A 14,805-nucleotide genomic window follows, 5' to 3' on the forward strand; every position below is an offset into this window, starting at 1 on the left:
ACTTGAGGTTCTTTTTGTTATCTGTGGAAGAATGCGGCTGGCGTGCAATATGGTCGGAAATGCCCGCAATGAATGAAGCTTGTGCGGCCCGGCAGGCCGATGATGGGAAAGGCGGGGGAGCGGACGGTGCGAAGGCGTGTCGTCATAGGGCTGCTGGGCGGTTCCCTGATCCTGGCGTTGGCCGTGGCGTTGGCCGCGCTGCGGCTGGTCGGGGCGGTTCCGATGGATCCGCCCGCGGCGGCGGCCCCGCTGACCGTCCGGGCGGAGGATCGGTCGCTGTCGCTGGCGGGCCATCTGGAGGTTCTGGACGACCCGGGCGGCGGGCTGGGCCTGGACGACCTGCGGTCCGGCCCGGCGGCGGCCTCATTCCGGCCGATTCCCGGCTTCCTCGCCCGCGGCTTCGTTTCCGGAGCGACCTGGGTCCGTATCCGGCTGCGTTATCCGCCGGCCGCCTCACCGGCCACCTCACCGGCGGCGCTCGACCGTCTGCTGGAGATGAAGCCGCCCTATCTGAACGAACTGCGCCTCTATGCGCTGGGCTGTGACGACGATGGCGCGGTCGTGGAGACGGTCCTGGGGGATGGCCTGCCCTATGCCGGGCGCCCGATTCCGTTTCCCTCCCTCGTCGTTCCCGTGAGCCTGCGCTCCGGTTGCGAGACGGTGATCCTGATCCGCATCGCCACGGTGCGGACCACGGCGCTCAGTCTGCGTCTGTGGTCGCCACCCGCCTTCATGACGCATGCGACGCTGGACCTGTCCATCCTTGGCGCCTGGTTCGGCATCGCCGTCATGATCGGCACCATCAACCTCGTCTTCTGGCTGTGGCTGCACGATCGGGTCTATGGCTGGTATGGGCTTTACGTGCTGGCGATGCTGGCGGGCAACCTGCCGGCCAGCGGAATGCTGTTCCTGCTGTGGCCGTCCGGCGCGCACCGCATCGCCGACTGGCTGATCGGGACGGCACTGTGCGCGGTCCTGCTGTTCGGGGCGCTGTTCACCGGGGCGCTGTTCGATCTGCGGCGGGGCAATCCGGTGCTGCGGGGGACGATCACCGTCATGGTCGCGGTCGGTCTGGCCGGCACCCTGGTCGCGCTCGCCGGACACTATGCGGCGATCGGCGCCGTCATCCAGTTCGTCGCCGCCATGCTGTTCATCCTGGCGGCGCTGCTGTCGCTCAGGCTGGCGCTGCACGGGCATCGCCAGGCCCGGCTTTGGCTGCTGGCCTTCCTGCTGCCGCTTGCCGGCGGCGTGATGCTTCTGCTGCGCAATGTCGGGCTTCTGCCGATGATCGAGTCCGTCGAATACGGCAACATGGCGGGGGCGCTGTTCCACATGCTGCTGATGACCCTCAGCCTCGCCCAGCGGGTCAAGCAGGCCGAGCGCGACTGGCGGGAAGCGCAGCAGGCGGCGCTGGCGGCGGCGCGCGATGCCGAGGAGCATGCCCAGACCCTCGCCGCCGGCCGCACGCGGCAGTTGATGGAGGCCACGCACCAGCTCGAGGAGGCGCTGCTGGCGGAACGGAAGGCGGCCCGCGACCGCACCCAGTTCGTCGACATGATCTCGCACGAATATCGCACTCCCCTGTCCGTGATCAGCGCCAGCCTGGACGTGCTGGCTCTGCAGATCGGGAGCGATATGGCCGGCGGTGACCGCAGCGGGTTCGAACGCCCGCTCGCCCGCATGAGGCGGGCGGTTCACCGGCTGGTCGAGATCGTCGATGTCGGCTTGCAGCGTGCGCGGATCGATGTCGACGGGCTGGCGGCGACCAGGAAGCCGATGGCCCTGTCCGAGTGCCTGGACGAGGCGCTGTCGATCGTGCGCAGCCACTTCCCGGACCGTGCGATCGTCCTGACCCACGGCCGGCCGACAGATGGCCGGGCGATGGATGACCGGCCGGGGGGTGCGGGCGCGGCAGATGTCATGCTGCTGGCCGACCGGCCGCTGCTGACCACGGTGTTCGTCAATCTGCTCGACAATGCGCTGAAATACTCGCCGGCCGACCGGCCGGTGCGGATCGGTGTGACGATTGCGGACGGCTGGCTGCGTGTCGAGGTCGGCGACAGCGGCATGGGGATCGCCGAGACCGACCTGCCACGGGTGTTCGGCAAGTTCTTCCGGTCGCAGCAGGCGCAGAGCATGCCGGGAACCGGCGTCGGGCTGGCGCTTGCCCGGCGCATCGTCGAACTGCATGGCGGCCGCCTGTCCCTGGCGAGCCGGATCGGGGTGGGGACCACGGCGACGGTTGAAATCCCGGCATTGGACATGGGGGCCGACGGCGCCCCGGCCGCGGTCGCCGGAGAGAGCGAGGGGAGATGGGAATGACCGATCCGAAGCCTGCGGTTATGGCCGGGCACGATCAATCGGGCGCCTTGCGGCCGCGCGTGATCCTGGTCGAGGATGACGGCGACCTGCGCGAGAGCATCGAGGATTATCTGAAGCTGACGGGGTTCACCACCATCGGCGTCGGCACGGCGCTGGAGTTCTTCCAGGCGTTAGCGACCATGGATATCGATGTGGCGGTGATCGATGTCGGGCTGCCGGATCAGGAGGGATTCGAGATCGCCTCCCTTCTGCGCCGGCGGCGGGAGATCGGCGTGGTGATGCTGACCGCCCGCGGCGCCTCCGAAGACCGCATCAAGGGGTTTCAGAGCGGCGCCGACCTTTATTTCGTCAAGCCGGTGGATTGCCGCGAACTGGCTGCCGCCCTGCTCAATCTGGTCGGCCGGCTGCCCAGACGGGCGGCGGCCGGAACCGAAAGCCCGGCGTCGGGCCGTGCCGCCTCCGTGGAGAGTCCGGCGGCCGACGCGTGGGTGCTGGACCATGTGGACTGGCTGCTGCGCGACCCCCGTGGCCGGACGGTGCAGGTCACCTCGTCGGAGATGCGTCTGCTCGACGCCATGCTGCTCGAACCGGGGGCGACCGTTTCGCGCGGCGCGCTGCTGGCGGCGCTGGGCTATCGCGAGGACGAGTCCGGCAACCGCAGCCTCGACGTGCTGGTTTCCCGCTTGCGCCGGAAGATAGAGATCACCATGGGCGGCAAGGCGCCGATCCAGACGGTGCACAACCGCGGCTACCTGTTTTCGGCCCCGGTGCTGGAAATCGGCGGTCCAGACAAGACGGTCGACAGGGCGGGGCCGCAGTGATCGCCTCAGCGGCCCAAGCTGGACGCGGAAGCCGGGTCTCCGGTACCATTCTTCAAGCGCGATATCCGGATGACGCATGCAACCGGCATTCGCAATGTCTGGCAGCCCAAAACGGCAAATCGCCCTTCAACCATAAGGCTTCCATCAAATAGAAACGGTTGAGCCCCAGGTAACCGGGCAAAATTTGCCGGTCAATTTCTGCCAGACTGCCAAGGAAGCCGGAGTTTCATTTTTCTCTGATTCGCCTAAAAAACAATCGTCCGTTTTTTGTCTCATTCATGCCACGGGAAACGCCCTCATTCATAATTTCCTAACCATAAGTGTTAGTACCCGATTAAGGCTAACAGACGAGCCTGCGGAACGAGGCGATACCCATAAAGCGGAGTTCCAAAATGGCTACCACCAACACCGACGGCACGATCCAGGTCACCTTTGCGGTCAATGCCTGGGGCGCGGCAGCCGGCGGAAAATGGCCGCATTTTCAACTGCTTCTGGACGGTGCCAGCATCGGCGAGGCCACCGTTTCCTCCGCCACCCAATCCCGCTACGTTTTCACCGCGACCGTGCCGGCCGACAAGGCGCATGCGCTGCAGCTGGTCTACGACAACGACGACACGGTTAACGGCGAGGACCGCAACCTGTTCGTCAAGTCGTTCGAGGTGAATGGCAAGACCATCCTGTCGATCGATCCCTCGGTCAAGTACGACACCGGCAAGATCGACGGGCTGAACGTCATCTCCGGCCAGACCGAGATGTATTGGCCGGGCGCGCTGAACGTGCCGCTGCCCGCCACCCTGTTCCCGTCCGCCGCCACCGTGCCGGACGCCGAGACGGCCGCCACCATGACCACCACCATCAAGGTCAAGGCCTATGGTGTCAGCGCCGCCGGGCAGGCGCCGCACTTCAAGCTGCTGGTCGACGATCAGGTGGTCGGCGATGCCTGGGTCAACGCCACCTCGGCCACCGACTACACCTTCACCGCCAAGGTGGACCCGAACGAAGCCCACAAGATCCAGATCTGGTACGACAACGACGCCACCGTGAACGGCGTCGACCGCAACCTGTTCGTCAAGTCGATCAACATCGACGGCCAGACCATCGCCTCGACCTCCGACATGGCCTCCTACGACAAGGGTCCGGTGGACGGCAAGTTCGTCGTCGCCGGCCAGGAAGGCCTCTATTGGGGCGGTGCCCTGACCTTCGGCGTGCCGGAGGAGTATTTCGGCGGCGCCTATGTGCCGCCGCCCCCGCCGCCGCCGAGCAAGGCGGTGGACATCGTCGTCAACGCCTATGGCACCTCGGCCGGCGGACAGGCCGCGCATTTCAAGCTGCTGGTCGACGGGCAGGTGATCGGCGACGCCAAGGCGGCGGCGACCACCACCGGCTACAAGTTCACCGCCGACATCGACCCGACCAAGGCCCACACGGTCCAGGTCTGGTACGACAACGACGCCACCGTGAACGGCGTCGACCGCAACCTGTTCGTCAAGTCGGTCTCGATCAACGGCCACACCGTCGCCGTCACCGACAGCATCGTCACCTATGACAAGGGTGCCGTCGACGGCAAGGACGTGGTGAAGGGCCAGGAGGGTCTCTACTGGGGCGGCGCGCTCAACATCAAGGCCGGCACCGACCTGTTCAGCGATACGCCCGCCACCCAGACACCGGTGCCGACCGCCCCGACCAAGCCCGCCTTCTACGTCGCCGCCAACGGCAAGGACACCTGGTCCGGCAAGCTGGCCGCCCCCAATGCCGACGGCACCGACGGCCCGTTCGCCAGCCTGGAGAAGGCGCAGGCCGCCATGCGGGCCAACTCCACCATCGACACCACCTATGTCCGCGAGGGCACCTATCACCTGACCAAGACGCTGGAACTGACCTCGCTCGACAACGGCCACAGCTTCCAGAACTATCCCGGCGAGAAGCCGGTGCTCAGCGGCGGCGAGGTGGTGAAGAGCTTCACCAGCGAGGGCAACGGCCTCTATTCGGCCAAGCTCGGCACTGCCAGCAACCTCGACCTGATCGTCGGCGACGTCCGCCAGCATCTGGCCGAGAAGTTCGCCTACGACGCCGCCGACGTCACCAGCGGCTGGCACTTCGCCGACGCCGCCTCGGGCGGGCCCAGCGGCTGGTCGATCCGCTCGCACGGCACCGACGTGACCGCCGCCGACATCCAGCCGGGCACGCTCATCCAGATCATGGATGCCGAGCGGCTGGGCGACACGCTGGGCACCATCGCCAGCTTCAACGCCTCCACCCGCACCATCATGCTGAAGAACGGCGCCTCGCTGCCGTTCGCGGAAGGCACCACCTACAAGCTGCTGAACAACGCCGCCTATGTCGATCAGGCCGGCGAGTTCGCCTGGCGCACCTCGGACGGCAAGCTGCTCTACAAGGCCGCCAGCTCCGGCTTCGTCTCCAGCGGCGTCGAGGTGCCGCGGCTGGACACGCTGATCAAGCTGAACGGCGCCAGCAACGTCACCATCGACGGGCTGACCTTCAAGAACACCACCACCGGCGGCGACGCCCTGCTGCTGACGAAGTCGAGCGGCAACCACATCAGCGACAACAGCTTCCTGAACGTCGGCACCGCGATCAAGCTGACCGCCGCCTCGTCCAACAACGACATCGCCCACAACACGCTGAACCATCTGGCGGAAAGCGGCATCGAGATGGACGGCCGCAGCAATGGCAACAGCATCTACGGCAACAGCATCAGCAACATCGGCGAAGTGCGCAAGGCGGTGTCCGGCATCATCGGCACCGGGGTGGACAACAACCTGATCTCCAACAACGACATCGACCACAGCGCCCGTTACGGCATCTCGTTCAAGGATTACGGCGGCACCACCAACACGGTGAACCACAACAACATCATCCAGTACAACAACATCTCCTACACCGGGCTGGAGACCGCCGACGGCGGCGCCATCGAGATCCTCGGCCGCTCCAGCGTCGACACCGGCATGATCATCCAGGGCAACCGGATCGAGCATGCCAACGGCCTCGCCACCAGCAACCAGGACACCTGGATGTTCGGCCAGAAGGGCTTCGGCATCTATCTGGACGACATGGCCGGCGGCATCACCGTCAGGGACAACTTCATCAAGGACGCCGACTGGGCCTCGGTGCAGATCCATGGCGGCGACAACAACGTGGTGACCAACAACTTCTCGGTCATCGCCAGCAACAAGGAAGACTTCATCCGCATCGAATGGCAGCCGGTGCACGGCACGGCCGGCGACCCGCACAACAACACGATCACCAAGAACGTGGTGATGGGCACCCTGCCGCTGGACGACTACATCGAGCTGCTGAGCGCCAACGACTTCGTCATCGACAACAACCTTGTCTACAACGTGCCGAAGTACGGCGATCACGACGTGATCGGCAAGCCGATGTTCACCAACGCCTACTGGGGCGACTACTCGCTGCTGCCGACCTCGCCCGCCTTCGCGATGGGCATCCACGACCTCGCCTGGGCCAAGATGGGTGCCGACGGCGTCGCCGCGGTCGGTCTGGAGCATTTCTGGGACGGCGTCTGATCGCCCGATCCTGAAGCCGGCTTATCGGGGGCCGGCGCATCGGGGGTACGCCCTCGATGTGCCGGCCCCAGCGGTGGGCGGAGCCTGTTTTGCTCGAGGTCGAGCGACGGAGGCTCCGCCCACATGCGTTTCCAAAATCCTTTCAGAAATGACCACCGGCGCCCGGCACAAGCGCAATCGGCGCAGCCGTGCCCCCTGCTTGGCGTCCACGCCGCAGCGCACCATATCCAGGCCGCGCTCCGCTGCGGACAGGCCCAAGCTGCACGGATCGGGGCGCGCTCCCATTCCAGACCGGACGGACCGAGACAGTTTCCGATGAAGCAAGCGACGTGGACCTCAGGATGGACCGCAGGAGCCGTGGCGAAGACCCTGGGGGCCGGCCTCCTGCTGTGGGCCGCCTGTGCGGCGGGGCCGGCCTCGGCCCAACAGGACGACAGGAAACCGAAATTCGGCCCTGACGCCGTGCCGATCACCCGTTCGGTCGATTTCGTCCGCACCACGCCCGCACCGGATTACTGGGCGCTCAGCCCCTATTACGTGCCGCAGACGACCGGCGCCTCCTGTTCGGTGGCCAGCGTGGCCATGATGCTGAACGCGCTGCGCGGGTTGCCCGGGCTGGCGTCGGAACGGCTGGTCACCGCCAAACAGCTGCTCGACCGGCTGGACGACGACCATTGGCGCGACGCCACCGCCGACGATGGCGAGGGCATCTCCTTCGGCGAGCTGATCACCTATGTCCGCCGCAGCCTGAGCGCCTACGGCATCGACGCCGAGGTGGAGGTCTGGCGCCCGCGCGACACCTCTCCCGCGACGCTGGCGGAGCTGCGCCGCATCCTGTCGGACAATGAGCGCAGCGCCGACGACATCATCCTGCTGGCCTTCGACCAGGGCACTCTGACCGGCGACATCGGCCTCGGCCACATCGCGCCGCTCGGCGCTTATGACCCGGTGGGCAAGCGCGCGCTGGTGATGGACCCTGACCGCGCCTGGTACGTGCCCTACTGGACCAGCGACGCCCGGCTGCTGGAGGCGATGCTGAAGCCCGACCGTGCCGACCCCGAGGGCAGCGGACTGATCCGCGTCCGCAGCCGCCGGGTTTCCGGCTGAGCGCCCTTTACTTCACTTCCTGGCTGGTCAGGTCCGAGGGGTTCTGCGACCGGGTCGGCTCGTTCGGCTGATCTGGTTCGCTCGCCCATTGGTTAGGGCGCGGCACCCGGTTGCCGTTCAGGTCGGGCGGTGCCCGGCGCACGTCGGCGAGCGCCTGCTGCAATTCCTGGCTTCCCGTGGCGGCGGAGCTGGACGGGTTGGGCGGCTTGGTGCCCTGCGCGCTGGGTTGCGGATCCTGGCTCTGCTGCACCTTGCCGTCACGGGCGAGCGCGTCGCCGGCGGACTCCTTCGATCCGGAGTCGACCGGAGCGGCGGCTGGTTGCTGGCTCTGCTGCTGATCCGCCTGCTGTGCGGCGGCACCGGCCAGCGGCAGGCCGGACAGGAGCCCCGACAGCAGCAGGGCGGCGGCGAACTTGCGCATGGCGCATCCTTCCGTTGAGGCCATTGGGGCCATTGGAGCGTTGGGCCTTTTGGGGAAAGCCGTTGGAGTCCAATGCGCAACGGCACCAAACGGCCGGCGGCGCGTTGTACCGGGGACAGAGTCCGGCTTTCAGGCCGTCCGGTCCCAGCCCATCAGGAACACCGACAATGCCCAGCGAGTTCCCGTCCTCCGCCGCCACCCCCTCCACTGCCGCCGCCACCGCTCCCGCCTCGCCCCAGGACCGCGCCGAACGGCGCAGCGTCGGCGTGGTGGTGGAGCGTCGGCGCGTCGACAATCCGTGGATCGAGGCGCGCTGGCAGCCGGTGATGCTGGTCCCGGCCGACCCCACCCTGCCCGACTGGAGCGTGCTGGCCGAAGGGCCGGACTGGACGCGCCATTACGCCGGCACCGCCGAGATCGCCCTGTTCCCGACCGAGGCCGAGAACTACAAGCACAATCTCGACGGCGGCACGCCCAGCGCCTACGTCATCCTGCGGCCGGGCGGTCCTGCGCCGGGGATGCAGCTGCTGGCGGTCACCGCCGACCCCGGCGAGATCGACGCCCATGCCGAAGCCGGCGACGACGTGATCGAGGCGCTGCCGCTGCCGATCCTGCTGGTGCTGTGGATGGACGGCTTCGTCGCCCGCCATTTCGTCGAGCGCCCCTTCCACAAGCGCAAGCGCGACCGCGCCGACCCGGAAGCCCTGGCACGGCACCGCAAGCCCGGACCGACGCAGCATGGCTGAGCGCGGGGAGGAGGGCTTCCTCGGCCGCTGGTCGCGGCTGAAGCGCGACCAGCGGGTGGAGGAGCCGGTGCTGGAGCCGGCGGAAGAACTGCCGGAAGCCCTGCTGCCCGAGCCGGTGCCGCCCGAATCGTCGCCTGGAGAGACCGGCGAGGAGGTGGCGGACCTGCCCTCGCTGGACAGCCTGGGCTCCGACAGCGACTACACCGGCTTTCTTCGCCGAGAGGTTCCGGCGGACCTGCGGCGTGAAGCCCTGCGCCGCGCCTGGGCGAGCGACCCGGTCATCGCCGGCTTCCGCGGCTTCGCCGAATATGACTGGGACTACAACGCACCCGGCTATGGCGCCCTGCGCCCCACCGACGACATCGCCCGCCTGCTGAACGCCGTGCTGCCCGACGAGAAGCGGGAGGAGGAAGAGGCGGTCGAGACATTGGCGGTGGCCGATGCCGAAATCCTGACCGAGCCTCCGCAGCCCCCGACGGCAGACGGATTGGAAGGGCCTCCCGTCGATGCATCGGACCGGGAACCAGCCCCTTCTCCCCCGCGGGGAGAGGATTAGGGTGAGGGGGCCGCCCGACGGCCCTTTCCCGAAAATCCTCCCTGTGCATCCCCCTCTCCCCAGAGGGAAAGGGGGATGCCAAGTGGTGGCCTAACACCCTCAGATACAGCGTCCGCCATCGACCTCCAGGCACACGCCGGTCAGGAAACTTCCCTCGTCGGAGCAGAGATACAGCGCCGCGTTGGCGATGTCGGCCGGGGTGGACAGGCGTCCCAACGGGATGCTGCTGCGGAACTGCTCGCGGCGTTCCGGCGTGTCCTGGCCCATGAAGCGGTGGAGCATGCCGGTCTCGCCGGCCACGGGTGCGATGGCGCAGACGCGCACATTGTCGGCCGCCAGTTCCGCCGCCATCGACTTGGTCAGGGTGATGACCGCCCCCTTGGAGCCGTTGTACCAGGTCAGGTTCGGCCGTGGCCGCAGCCCGGCGGTCGAGGCGATGTTCAGGATCACGCCGCCGCCATGGGCGCGGAACACCGGCACGGCGTGGATGGCGCTGTGATAGATCGATTTCACGTTGACGGCGTAGATGCGGTCGAAGGTGGCCTCGTCCACGTCCAGCATCGAGCCGTAGCGGTGGGTGTAGCCGGCATTGTTGACCAGGATGTCGAGCCGCCCGAACTCGCCCAGCGCCGCCGAGACGATGGCCTCGTAATCCTCCCCGACCGCGACGTCGGCGCGGACGGCGAGTGCGGTCTCTCCCAGGCTGTCGGCGACGCGGCCGGCGGCGGCCTCGTCCAGGTCGGCGACGATGACGCGGGCCCCTTCGGCGGCGAAGCGTCTGGCGATGCCCTCGCCGAAGCCCGATCCCCCGCCGGTGACGACGGCGACCTTGTCAGACAAACGCATGAGCGGTTCCTCCCCGGCAATTCTCGATCCGAGATGCGCACGGCCGTTGCGGCGCGCGGACTCCGTTCAACAGGGAACCGGCGCTTTCGGCCGCATCGTGAACACGACGTAGATCGTGAACACGGCGAAGAATGCATGATAGCGCGAAGCTGCCCTGTGGGGCAGTCGCCATCATCCGCTACATCGTTTTGGAGAGATAGAGGAGAGAATGGCGCGAGTGACGGGACTTGAACCCGCGGCCTCCGGCGTGACAGGCCGGCGCTCTAACCAACTGAGCTACACCCGCGCTATGGCTCCCGGTGCTGGACTCGAACCAGCGACAAGCGGATTAACAGTCCGCTGCTCTACCAACTGAGCTAACCGGGAACAGAGGCCCGCCTTATATGGCCGTTGGCGAAAGCTGGCAAGCGGAAAAATGCAAAGCTCCGCATTTTTCCGGGAAAAGGCCGGCTCAGCGTCCTTCGCCTGTGACATTGCGCCTGGGTCGCAGCCATGGGTTGCCGGCGCGCAGGCTCGCTCTTGACAGTTCGGGGCATCTCAGGCTTTTTCTCGCCTCCTCTCCCCACCATTGCCGCAGGCCCCGATGTCCGAGGTCGTCCCCTTCGCCGCCGCCCGCGAGGCGCTGCTCGCGCGCCTGACCGAACAGCTGCCGCCCTCGTCGGAATGGGCGGGCCGGCTGATGCTGATGCCGGAAGGGAGACGGGTGGAACCGATGCCGGCGGCCGACGCGGTAGAATCGCTGCGTGCCTTCCGCGCCGGGCTGGGCGAAGCGGTCGGTGCCGCCGCCTGCTCGGTCGGCGGGGTGTGGGTCGGGCGGGAGGATTGCCTGGACTGGGACGGGCTGCTGGCGCCGCTGGCGGTCGCCGCCGCCTATGTGGTCGGGCGCACCCAGTCGGCCGGCGGCTTCGCCGCGGAGCTGTTCCGCTGCAAGGATGCGCTCGCCGGCTGGGGTGTGCGCGGCCTGCGCGGCGAACCGGCGGTGGCGCGCGCCGCCGGCTATGCCGTGGTGTCGGTCAGCCGCCGCCCGGACGACAACGAGATCGTGCTGGACCGGGTGATGGACACCTTCGCCTTCGTCATGCGCAGCCTGGGCGAGCCGACGGTGGCGGCAGCCGACATGGACCGCCGGCTGGTCAAGCGGGCGGTGCCGTTGCGGCGATAAGAAATTTTGCGGTAAGACAGAGTTCGGTGAGGGCTGAACCCGCCCTCACGCTTGCGCGCCCTTATCCGCGGGCGCGCTCGATCTCGACGCCGACGCTGGCGGCGTCGGGGAAGACATCCAGCTTTTCCACCCGGACCTTGGCCACCGTCACCCGCGCGTCGGCGAGGCAGCGCTCGGCGATGCGTTCGGCCAGCGTTTCCACCAGCGTGACGTGGCCCTGGGTGACCACGCCCTTGACGACGGTCGCCATGTCCTCGCCGGTGACGCCGGGGGCGATCACGTCGAGATCCAGGTTCAGGCGGATGCGCTGGGGCTTCAGCCGTTCATGGGCATAGACGCCGATCAGCGCGTCCATCACCAGATCGCGCACGAAACAACGGGTGGACAGCGTCGCCGGGGCCGAACGCGGCACCGGGGCGGTGACGGTGGCGAAGAGCTTGTTCATGGCCGACAGCCCTAACACGGCAACGCCACCGCTGCCAAGCAACCGTCCCCGCTGGCGCCTATGCCGGACGGACAGGTCTGGGGTGGATTCAGTGCATTTCCGAGCGGATGCGCTCGCGCAACACGTCGATCGGCCGCAGATCCTCGCCCTCCTCATAGTGCCAGAAGGTCCAGCCGTTGCAGGCCGGCAGGCCGGCCATCGCCGCCCCGACCTGATGGATCGAGCCGCGATGATCGCCGCGCGGGCCGGAGCCGATCAGCGTGCCGTCGGCGCGCACGCGGGCGGCAACGCGGCGGCGGTGGTCGAACAGGGTCGAACCCGGACGCAGCAGCCCGCGCTCCACCACCCAGCCGAAGGGAATGCGCGGTGCGGCACGCTTCGGCGGGGTGTCGAGGATCGCCGCCTCCGGCGCTTCCTCCACCGCGTCGATGCGGGCCTGGGCCGCCTTGACGTAGGTGTCGTCGCGCTCCAGCCCGATCCACTTGCGCCCCAGCCGCTTGGCGACCGCCCCGGTGGTGCCGGTGCCGAAGAAGGGATCCAGCACGACGTCGCCGGGACGCGACGAGGACAGGATCACCCGGTACAGCAGCGATTCCGGCTTCTGCGTCGGGTGGGTCTTCTTGCCGTCCTCGTCGCGCAGCCGTTCGCCGCCGTTGCAGATCGGCAGCAGCCAGTCGCTGCGCATCTGAAGATCCTCGTTGAGGCTCTTCATCGCATCGTAATTGAAGCGGTAGCGCGCATCCTTGTCGCGGGCCGCCCAGATCATCGTCTCGTGGGCGTTGGCGAAACGGGTGCCGCGGAAGTTCGGCATCGGATTGGTCTTGCGCCAGACGATGTCGTTCAGAATCCAGAAGCCTAGATTCTGCAGCGTGGCGCCGACGCGGAAGATGTTGTGATAGCTGCCGATCACCCACAGCGAGCCTTCCGGCTTCAGGATGCGGCGGGCGGCCGCCATCCAGTCCTGGGTAAAGCGGTCATAGGCCTCGAAATCGTCGAACTTGTCCCACTCGTCATCCACCCCGGCGACGCGGGTGTGGTTCGGCCGCAGCAACTCACCCCCCAACTGCAAGTTGTAGGGCGGATCGGCGAAGATGAGATCGACCGAAGCGGGCGGCAGATCGTTCATGAGAGCGATGCAATCGCCGACCAGGATACGGTTTTCAGGGAGCATTTTACGACCGGCAAAGAACTGGGACTCGGCCGGACAATGAGTCTCGGCCGAGTCGCCGTCAACAGCTTTCTTTGCCAAGTGACGACGGCTCAGCCGCTCAGTGCCCTTTGGCGTTTCACTGGTGCAAAACTGACTCGGTGATGCGGCGTGACACCATGACGGGTCAATGCTTCCAGATGCTCCGGTGTTGGATAGCCGGCGTTTCGGTCCCATCCATAGTGTGGATACTGGACCGACAACCGCAACATCTCGCTGTCGCGCGCCACTTTGGCGAGAATAGAGGCGGCGGCGATGGACTGGCTGCGGCTGTCGCCCTTGACGACCGCCACCCGCTCGCACGCGATGTCGGGGGTGAATTTGCCGTCGATCAGTGCCGCGTCGGGGGCCGGGCCGGGCAGCGCCAGATAGGCCCGCTTCATCGCCAGCAGCGTCGCCTTGTGGATGTTCAGCTCGTCGATCTCGGCGGCCGACGCCTCGGCGATGGCGAAAGCGAGCGCATGCGCCCGGATCGCCGGCTCGATCTCCTCGCGCAGGCGCCGGTTGACCGCCTTGCTGTCGTCGATCAGGGCGGCGATCTCCGGCGGCAGCCCTTCGGGCGGCAGCACCACGGCGGCGGTGACCACCGGGCCGCAGAGCGGGCCGCGTCCGACCTCGTCGATGCCGCAGACGCGGCGTCCGGGACCGAAGCCGGCCTCCAGCGACAGGTCGGGGCGTTGCCGGGGGATGGCGGCTTTGCGGGGTGCTTTGGCAGGCATGGGAGCGGACAGCCTTCCGGGCAGCAGTGGATTATGGATCGGGATGGGGCCGCTTGATAGCGGCGGCGGAGTCCGCGCGCAAGACCGCCGCGGATCAGGCCGGCACGGGATGGGGCCGCAGATAGCGGCCATGTGCGCCAACCAGCCTCTTGAGAAGCGGCACACGGCTGCGCTATGGATGCGCCCCGCGAAGCCGGACCCCACCATCAGCGATTCTGCCGCAACCCGCCCCGCCATCACCCGAGAGCAGGCCATGACCGACACGACCCAGACCGCCGCCGAATGCCCCTGCCGTTCCGGCAAGCCGCTGGACGCCTGCTGCGGACCCTATCTGGCCGGCATGCCCGCCCCGACGGCCGAGGCGCTGATGCGGTCGCGCTATTCCGCCTTCGCCACCGGCAACATCGACTATCTGCACGACACGCTGCTGCCCAGCACCCGCGACGACTTTAACCGTGAAGAGATCGAGACCTGGGCCAAGAACAGCCTGTGGACCGGCGTGGAGATCCGTTCGACCGAGGACGGCCAGCCGGGCGACAGCGAGGGAATCGTCGAGTTCGTCGCCCGCTTCAGCATGAACGGCAAGCCGATGACCCACCACGAGACCAGCCGTTTCGCCCACCAGGACGGCCGCTGGTACTATGTCGAGGGCCAGCTGGGCGCCCGCCCGCGCAGCGGCCCCAAGGTCGGCCGCAACGACCCCTGCCCCTGCGGCAGCGGCAAGAAGTACAAGAAGTGCCACGGCGCCTGACCGGTTCGGCTCTTGAGTCGCGGCTGAATCGTCACGCTGCATCTGCACAAAAACGGCCCAATCGCCCCGCCCCGCCTGCTCCATAGGCGGCGGCGGAGTTTTTGTTGTGCGCGGATGGTGAAAATTCGCAATCCCGATTGAATTATGGGTCGGAACC

The 14,805-nt window shown here is 67.4% G+C and carries 13 protein-coding genes and 2 tRNA genes; 8 read left to right on the forward strand and 7 right to left on the reverse strand.

Annotation, left to right across the window (positions count from 1 at the left end; translation table 11 throughout):
* Window positions 1-72: 72 nt before the first annotated feature.
* The 4 genes from VH569_RS03920 (at window position 73) to VH569_RS03935 (ending at window position 7,795) form a co-directional block, all read left to right on the forward strand.
* Window positions 73-2,322: a sensor histidine kinase gene (locus tag VH569_RS03920; protein ID WP_423314228.1), complete on the forward strand. Its 2,250-nt coding sequence runs from the start codon at window positions 73-75 to the stop codon at window positions 2,320-2,322.
* A complete protein-coding gene (locus tag VH569_RS03925; protein WP_423314229.1) occupies window positions 2,319-3,143 on the forward strand; it encodes a response regulator transcription factor in 825 nt (274 codons plus the stop codon). The genes VH569_RS03920 and VH569_RS03925 overlap by 4 nt, the downstream gene beginning before the upstream one ends.
* 392 nt (window positions 3,144-3,535) lie before the next feature.
* Window positions 3,536-6,688 carry a carbohydrate-binding domain-containing protein gene (locus VH569_RS03930; protein WP_423314230.1) on the forward strand — a complete coding sequence of 1,051 codons (3,153 nt, stop codon included), beginning with the start codon at window positions 3,536-3,538 and terminating at the stop codon, window positions 6,686-6,688.
* Between the two features lie 357 nt (window positions 6,689-7,045).
* Window positions 7,046-7,795: a phytochelatin synthase family protein gene (locus tag VH569_RS03935; protein ID WP_423314231.1), complete on the forward strand. Its 750-nt coding sequence runs from the start codon at window positions 7,046-7,048 to the stop codon at window positions 7,793-7,795.
* A 7-nt stretch (window positions 7,796-7,802) separates the two neighbouring features.
* Here VH569_RS03935 and VH569_RS03940 read toward each other — a convergent pair whose 3' ends face one another.
* The gene (locus tag VH569_RS03940; RefSeq protein ID WP_423314232.1) at window positions 7,803-8,216 is read right to left on the reverse strand and encodes a hypothetical protein; all 414 of its coding nucleotides are present in this window, start codon (window positions 8,214-8,216) and stop codon (window positions 7,803-7,805) included.
* A 167-nt stretch (window positions 8,217-8,383) separates the two neighbouring features.
* Here VH569_RS03940 and VH569_RS03945 point away from each other — a divergent pair, with 167 nt between their 5' ends.
* Window positions 8,384-8,962 (forward strand): DUF3305 domain-containing protein, encoded by a 579-nt coding sequence (locus VH569_RS03945; RefSeq protein ID WP_423314233.1) that lies wholly within the window; start codon window positions 8,384-8,386, stop codon window positions 8,960-8,962.
* On the forward strand, window positions 8,955-9,518 hold the full coding sequence (locus VH569_RS03950; protein ID WP_423314234.1) for a DUF3306 domain-containing protein: 564 nt from the start codon (window positions 8,955-8,957) through the stop codon (window positions 9,516-9,518). Before VH569_RS03945 ends, VH569_RS03950 begins: the two co-directional genes overlap by 8 nt.
* Before the next feature lie 99 nt (window positions 9,519-9,617).
* Here VH569_RS03950 and VH569_RS03955 read toward each other — a convergent pair whose 3' ends face one another.
* The 3 genes from VH569_RS03955 to VH569_RS03965 all read right to left on the reverse strand — a co-directional run bounded on the left by VH569_RS03955 (window position 9,618) and on the right by VH569_RS03965 (window position 10,730).
* Window positions 9,618-10,364: a glucose 1-dehydrogenase gene (locus VH569_RS03955; RefSeq protein WP_109050838.1), complete on the reverse strand. Its 747-nt coding sequence runs from the start codon at window positions 10,362-10,364 to the stop codon at window positions 9,618-9,620.
* A gap of 209 nt (window positions 10,365-10,573) precedes the next feature.
* Window positions 10,574-10,650, reverse strand: a tRNA-Asp gene (locus VH569_RS03960).
* 4 nt (window positions 10,651-10,654) lie between these two features.
* Window positions 10,655-10,730, reverse strand: a tRNA-Asn gene (locus tag VH569_RS03965).
* A 217-nt stretch (window positions 10,731-10,947) separates the two neighbouring features.
* On the opposite strand from VH569_RS03965, the gene VH569_RS03970 reads away from it, so the two are divergent.
* Complete coding sequence (locus VH569_RS03970) at window positions 10,948-11,526, forward strand: hypothetical protein (RefSeq protein ID WP_098736158.1); 579 nt, start codon at window positions 10,948-10,950, stop codon at window positions 11,524-11,526.
* Window positions 11,527-11,587: 61 nt separating this feature from the next.
* Here the strand turns inward: VH569_RS03970 and VH569_RS03975 are convergent, their stop codons facing one another.
* The 3 genes from VH569_RS03975 to VH569_RS03985 all read right to left on the reverse strand — a co-directional run bounded on the left by VH569_RS03975 (window position 11,588) and on the right by VH569_RS03985 (window position 13,897).
* Window positions 11,588-11,971 carry a dihydroneopterin aldolase gene (locus tag VH569_RS03975; protein WP_377811502.1) on the reverse strand — a complete coding sequence of 128 codons (384 nt, stop codon included), beginning with the start codon at window positions 11,969-11,971 and terminating at the stop codon, window positions 11,588-11,590.
* Between the two features lie 88 nt (window positions 11,972-12,059).
* Window positions 12,060-13,142 carry a site-specific DNA-methyltransferase gene (locus VH569_RS03980; RefSeq protein WP_098736160.1) on the reverse strand — a complete coding sequence of 361 codons (1,083 nt, stop codon included), beginning with the start codon at window positions 13,140-13,142 and terminating at the stop codon, window positions 12,060-12,062.
* Between the two features lie 89 nt (window positions 13,143-13,231).
* Window positions 13,232-13,897, reverse strand: a complete 666-nt coding sequence (locus VH569_RS03985) for a ribonuclease HII (RefSeq protein WP_423314235.1) — start codon at window positions 13,895-13,897, stop codon at window positions 13,232-13,234.
* Between the two features lie 253 nt (window positions 13,898-14,150).
* Between VH569_RS03985 and VH569_RS03990 the strand changes: the two genes are divergently transcribed.
* A complete protein-coding gene (locus VH569_RS03990) occupies window positions 14,151-14,648 on the forward strand; it encodes a YchJ family protein (RefSeq protein ID WP_423314236.1) in 498 nt (165 codons plus the stop codon).
* Window positions 14,649-14,805: the final 157 nt, after the last annotated feature.

This window comes from Azospirillum sp. 11R-A (assembly GCF_049472615.1).
GTDB classification, from domain to species: domain Bacteria; phylum Pseudomonadota; class Alphaproteobacteria; order Azospirillales; family Azospirillaceae; genus Azospirillum; species Azospirillum palustre.

Bases quoted from the DNA above. Each gene is read 5' to 3' on its own strand.
- VH569_RS03945 (WP_423314233.1), top strand. From the start codon at position 8,384: ATGCCCAGCGAGTTCCCGTCCTCCGCCGCCACCCCCTCCACTGCCGCC.
- VH569_RS03925 (WP_423314229.1), top strand. From the start codon at position 2,319: ATGACCGATCCGAAGCCTGCGGTTATGGCCGGGCACGATCAATCGGGC.
- VH569_RS03940 (WP_423314232.1), bottom strand. From the start codon at position 8,216: ATGCGCAAGTTCGCCGCCGCCCTGCTGCTGTCGGGGCTCCTGTCCGGC.
- VH569_RS03955 (WP_109050838.1), bottom strand. From the start codon at position 10,364: ATGCGTTTGTCTGACAAGGTCGCCGTCGTCACCGGCGGGGGATCGGGC.
- VH569_RS03970 (WP_098736158.1), top strand. From the start codon at position 10,948: ATGTCCGAGGTCGTCCCCTTCGCCGCCGCCCGCGAGGCGCTGCTCGCG.
- VH569_RS03920 (WP_423314228.1), top strand. From the start codon at position 73: ATGAAGCTTGTGCGGCCCGGCAGGCCGATGATGGGAAAGGCGGGGGAG.
- VH569_RS03985 (WP_423314235.1), bottom strand. From the start codon at position 13,897: ATGCCTGCCAAAGCACCCCGCAAAGCCGCCATCCCCCGGCAACGCCCC.
- VH569_RS03950 (WP_423314234.1), top strand. From the start codon at position 8,955: ATGGCTGAGCGCGGGGAGGAGGGCTTCCTCGGCCGCTGGTCGCGGCTG.
- VH569_RS03980 (WP_098736160.1), bottom strand. From the start codon at position 13,142: ATGCTCCCTGAAAACCGTATCCTGGTCGGCGATTGCATCGCTCTCATG.
- VH569_RS03930 (WP_423314230.1), top strand. From the start codon at position 3,536: ATGGCTACCACCAACACCGACGGCACGATCCAGGTCACCTTTGCGGTC.
- VH569_RS03990 (WP_423314236.1), top strand. From the start codon at position 14,151: ATGACCGACACGACCCAGACCGCCGCCGAATGCCCCTGCCGTTCCGGC.
- VH569_RS03975 (WP_377811502.1), bottom strand. From the start codon at position 11,971: ATGAACAAGCTCTTCGCCACCGTCACCGCCCCGGTGCCGCGTTCGGCC.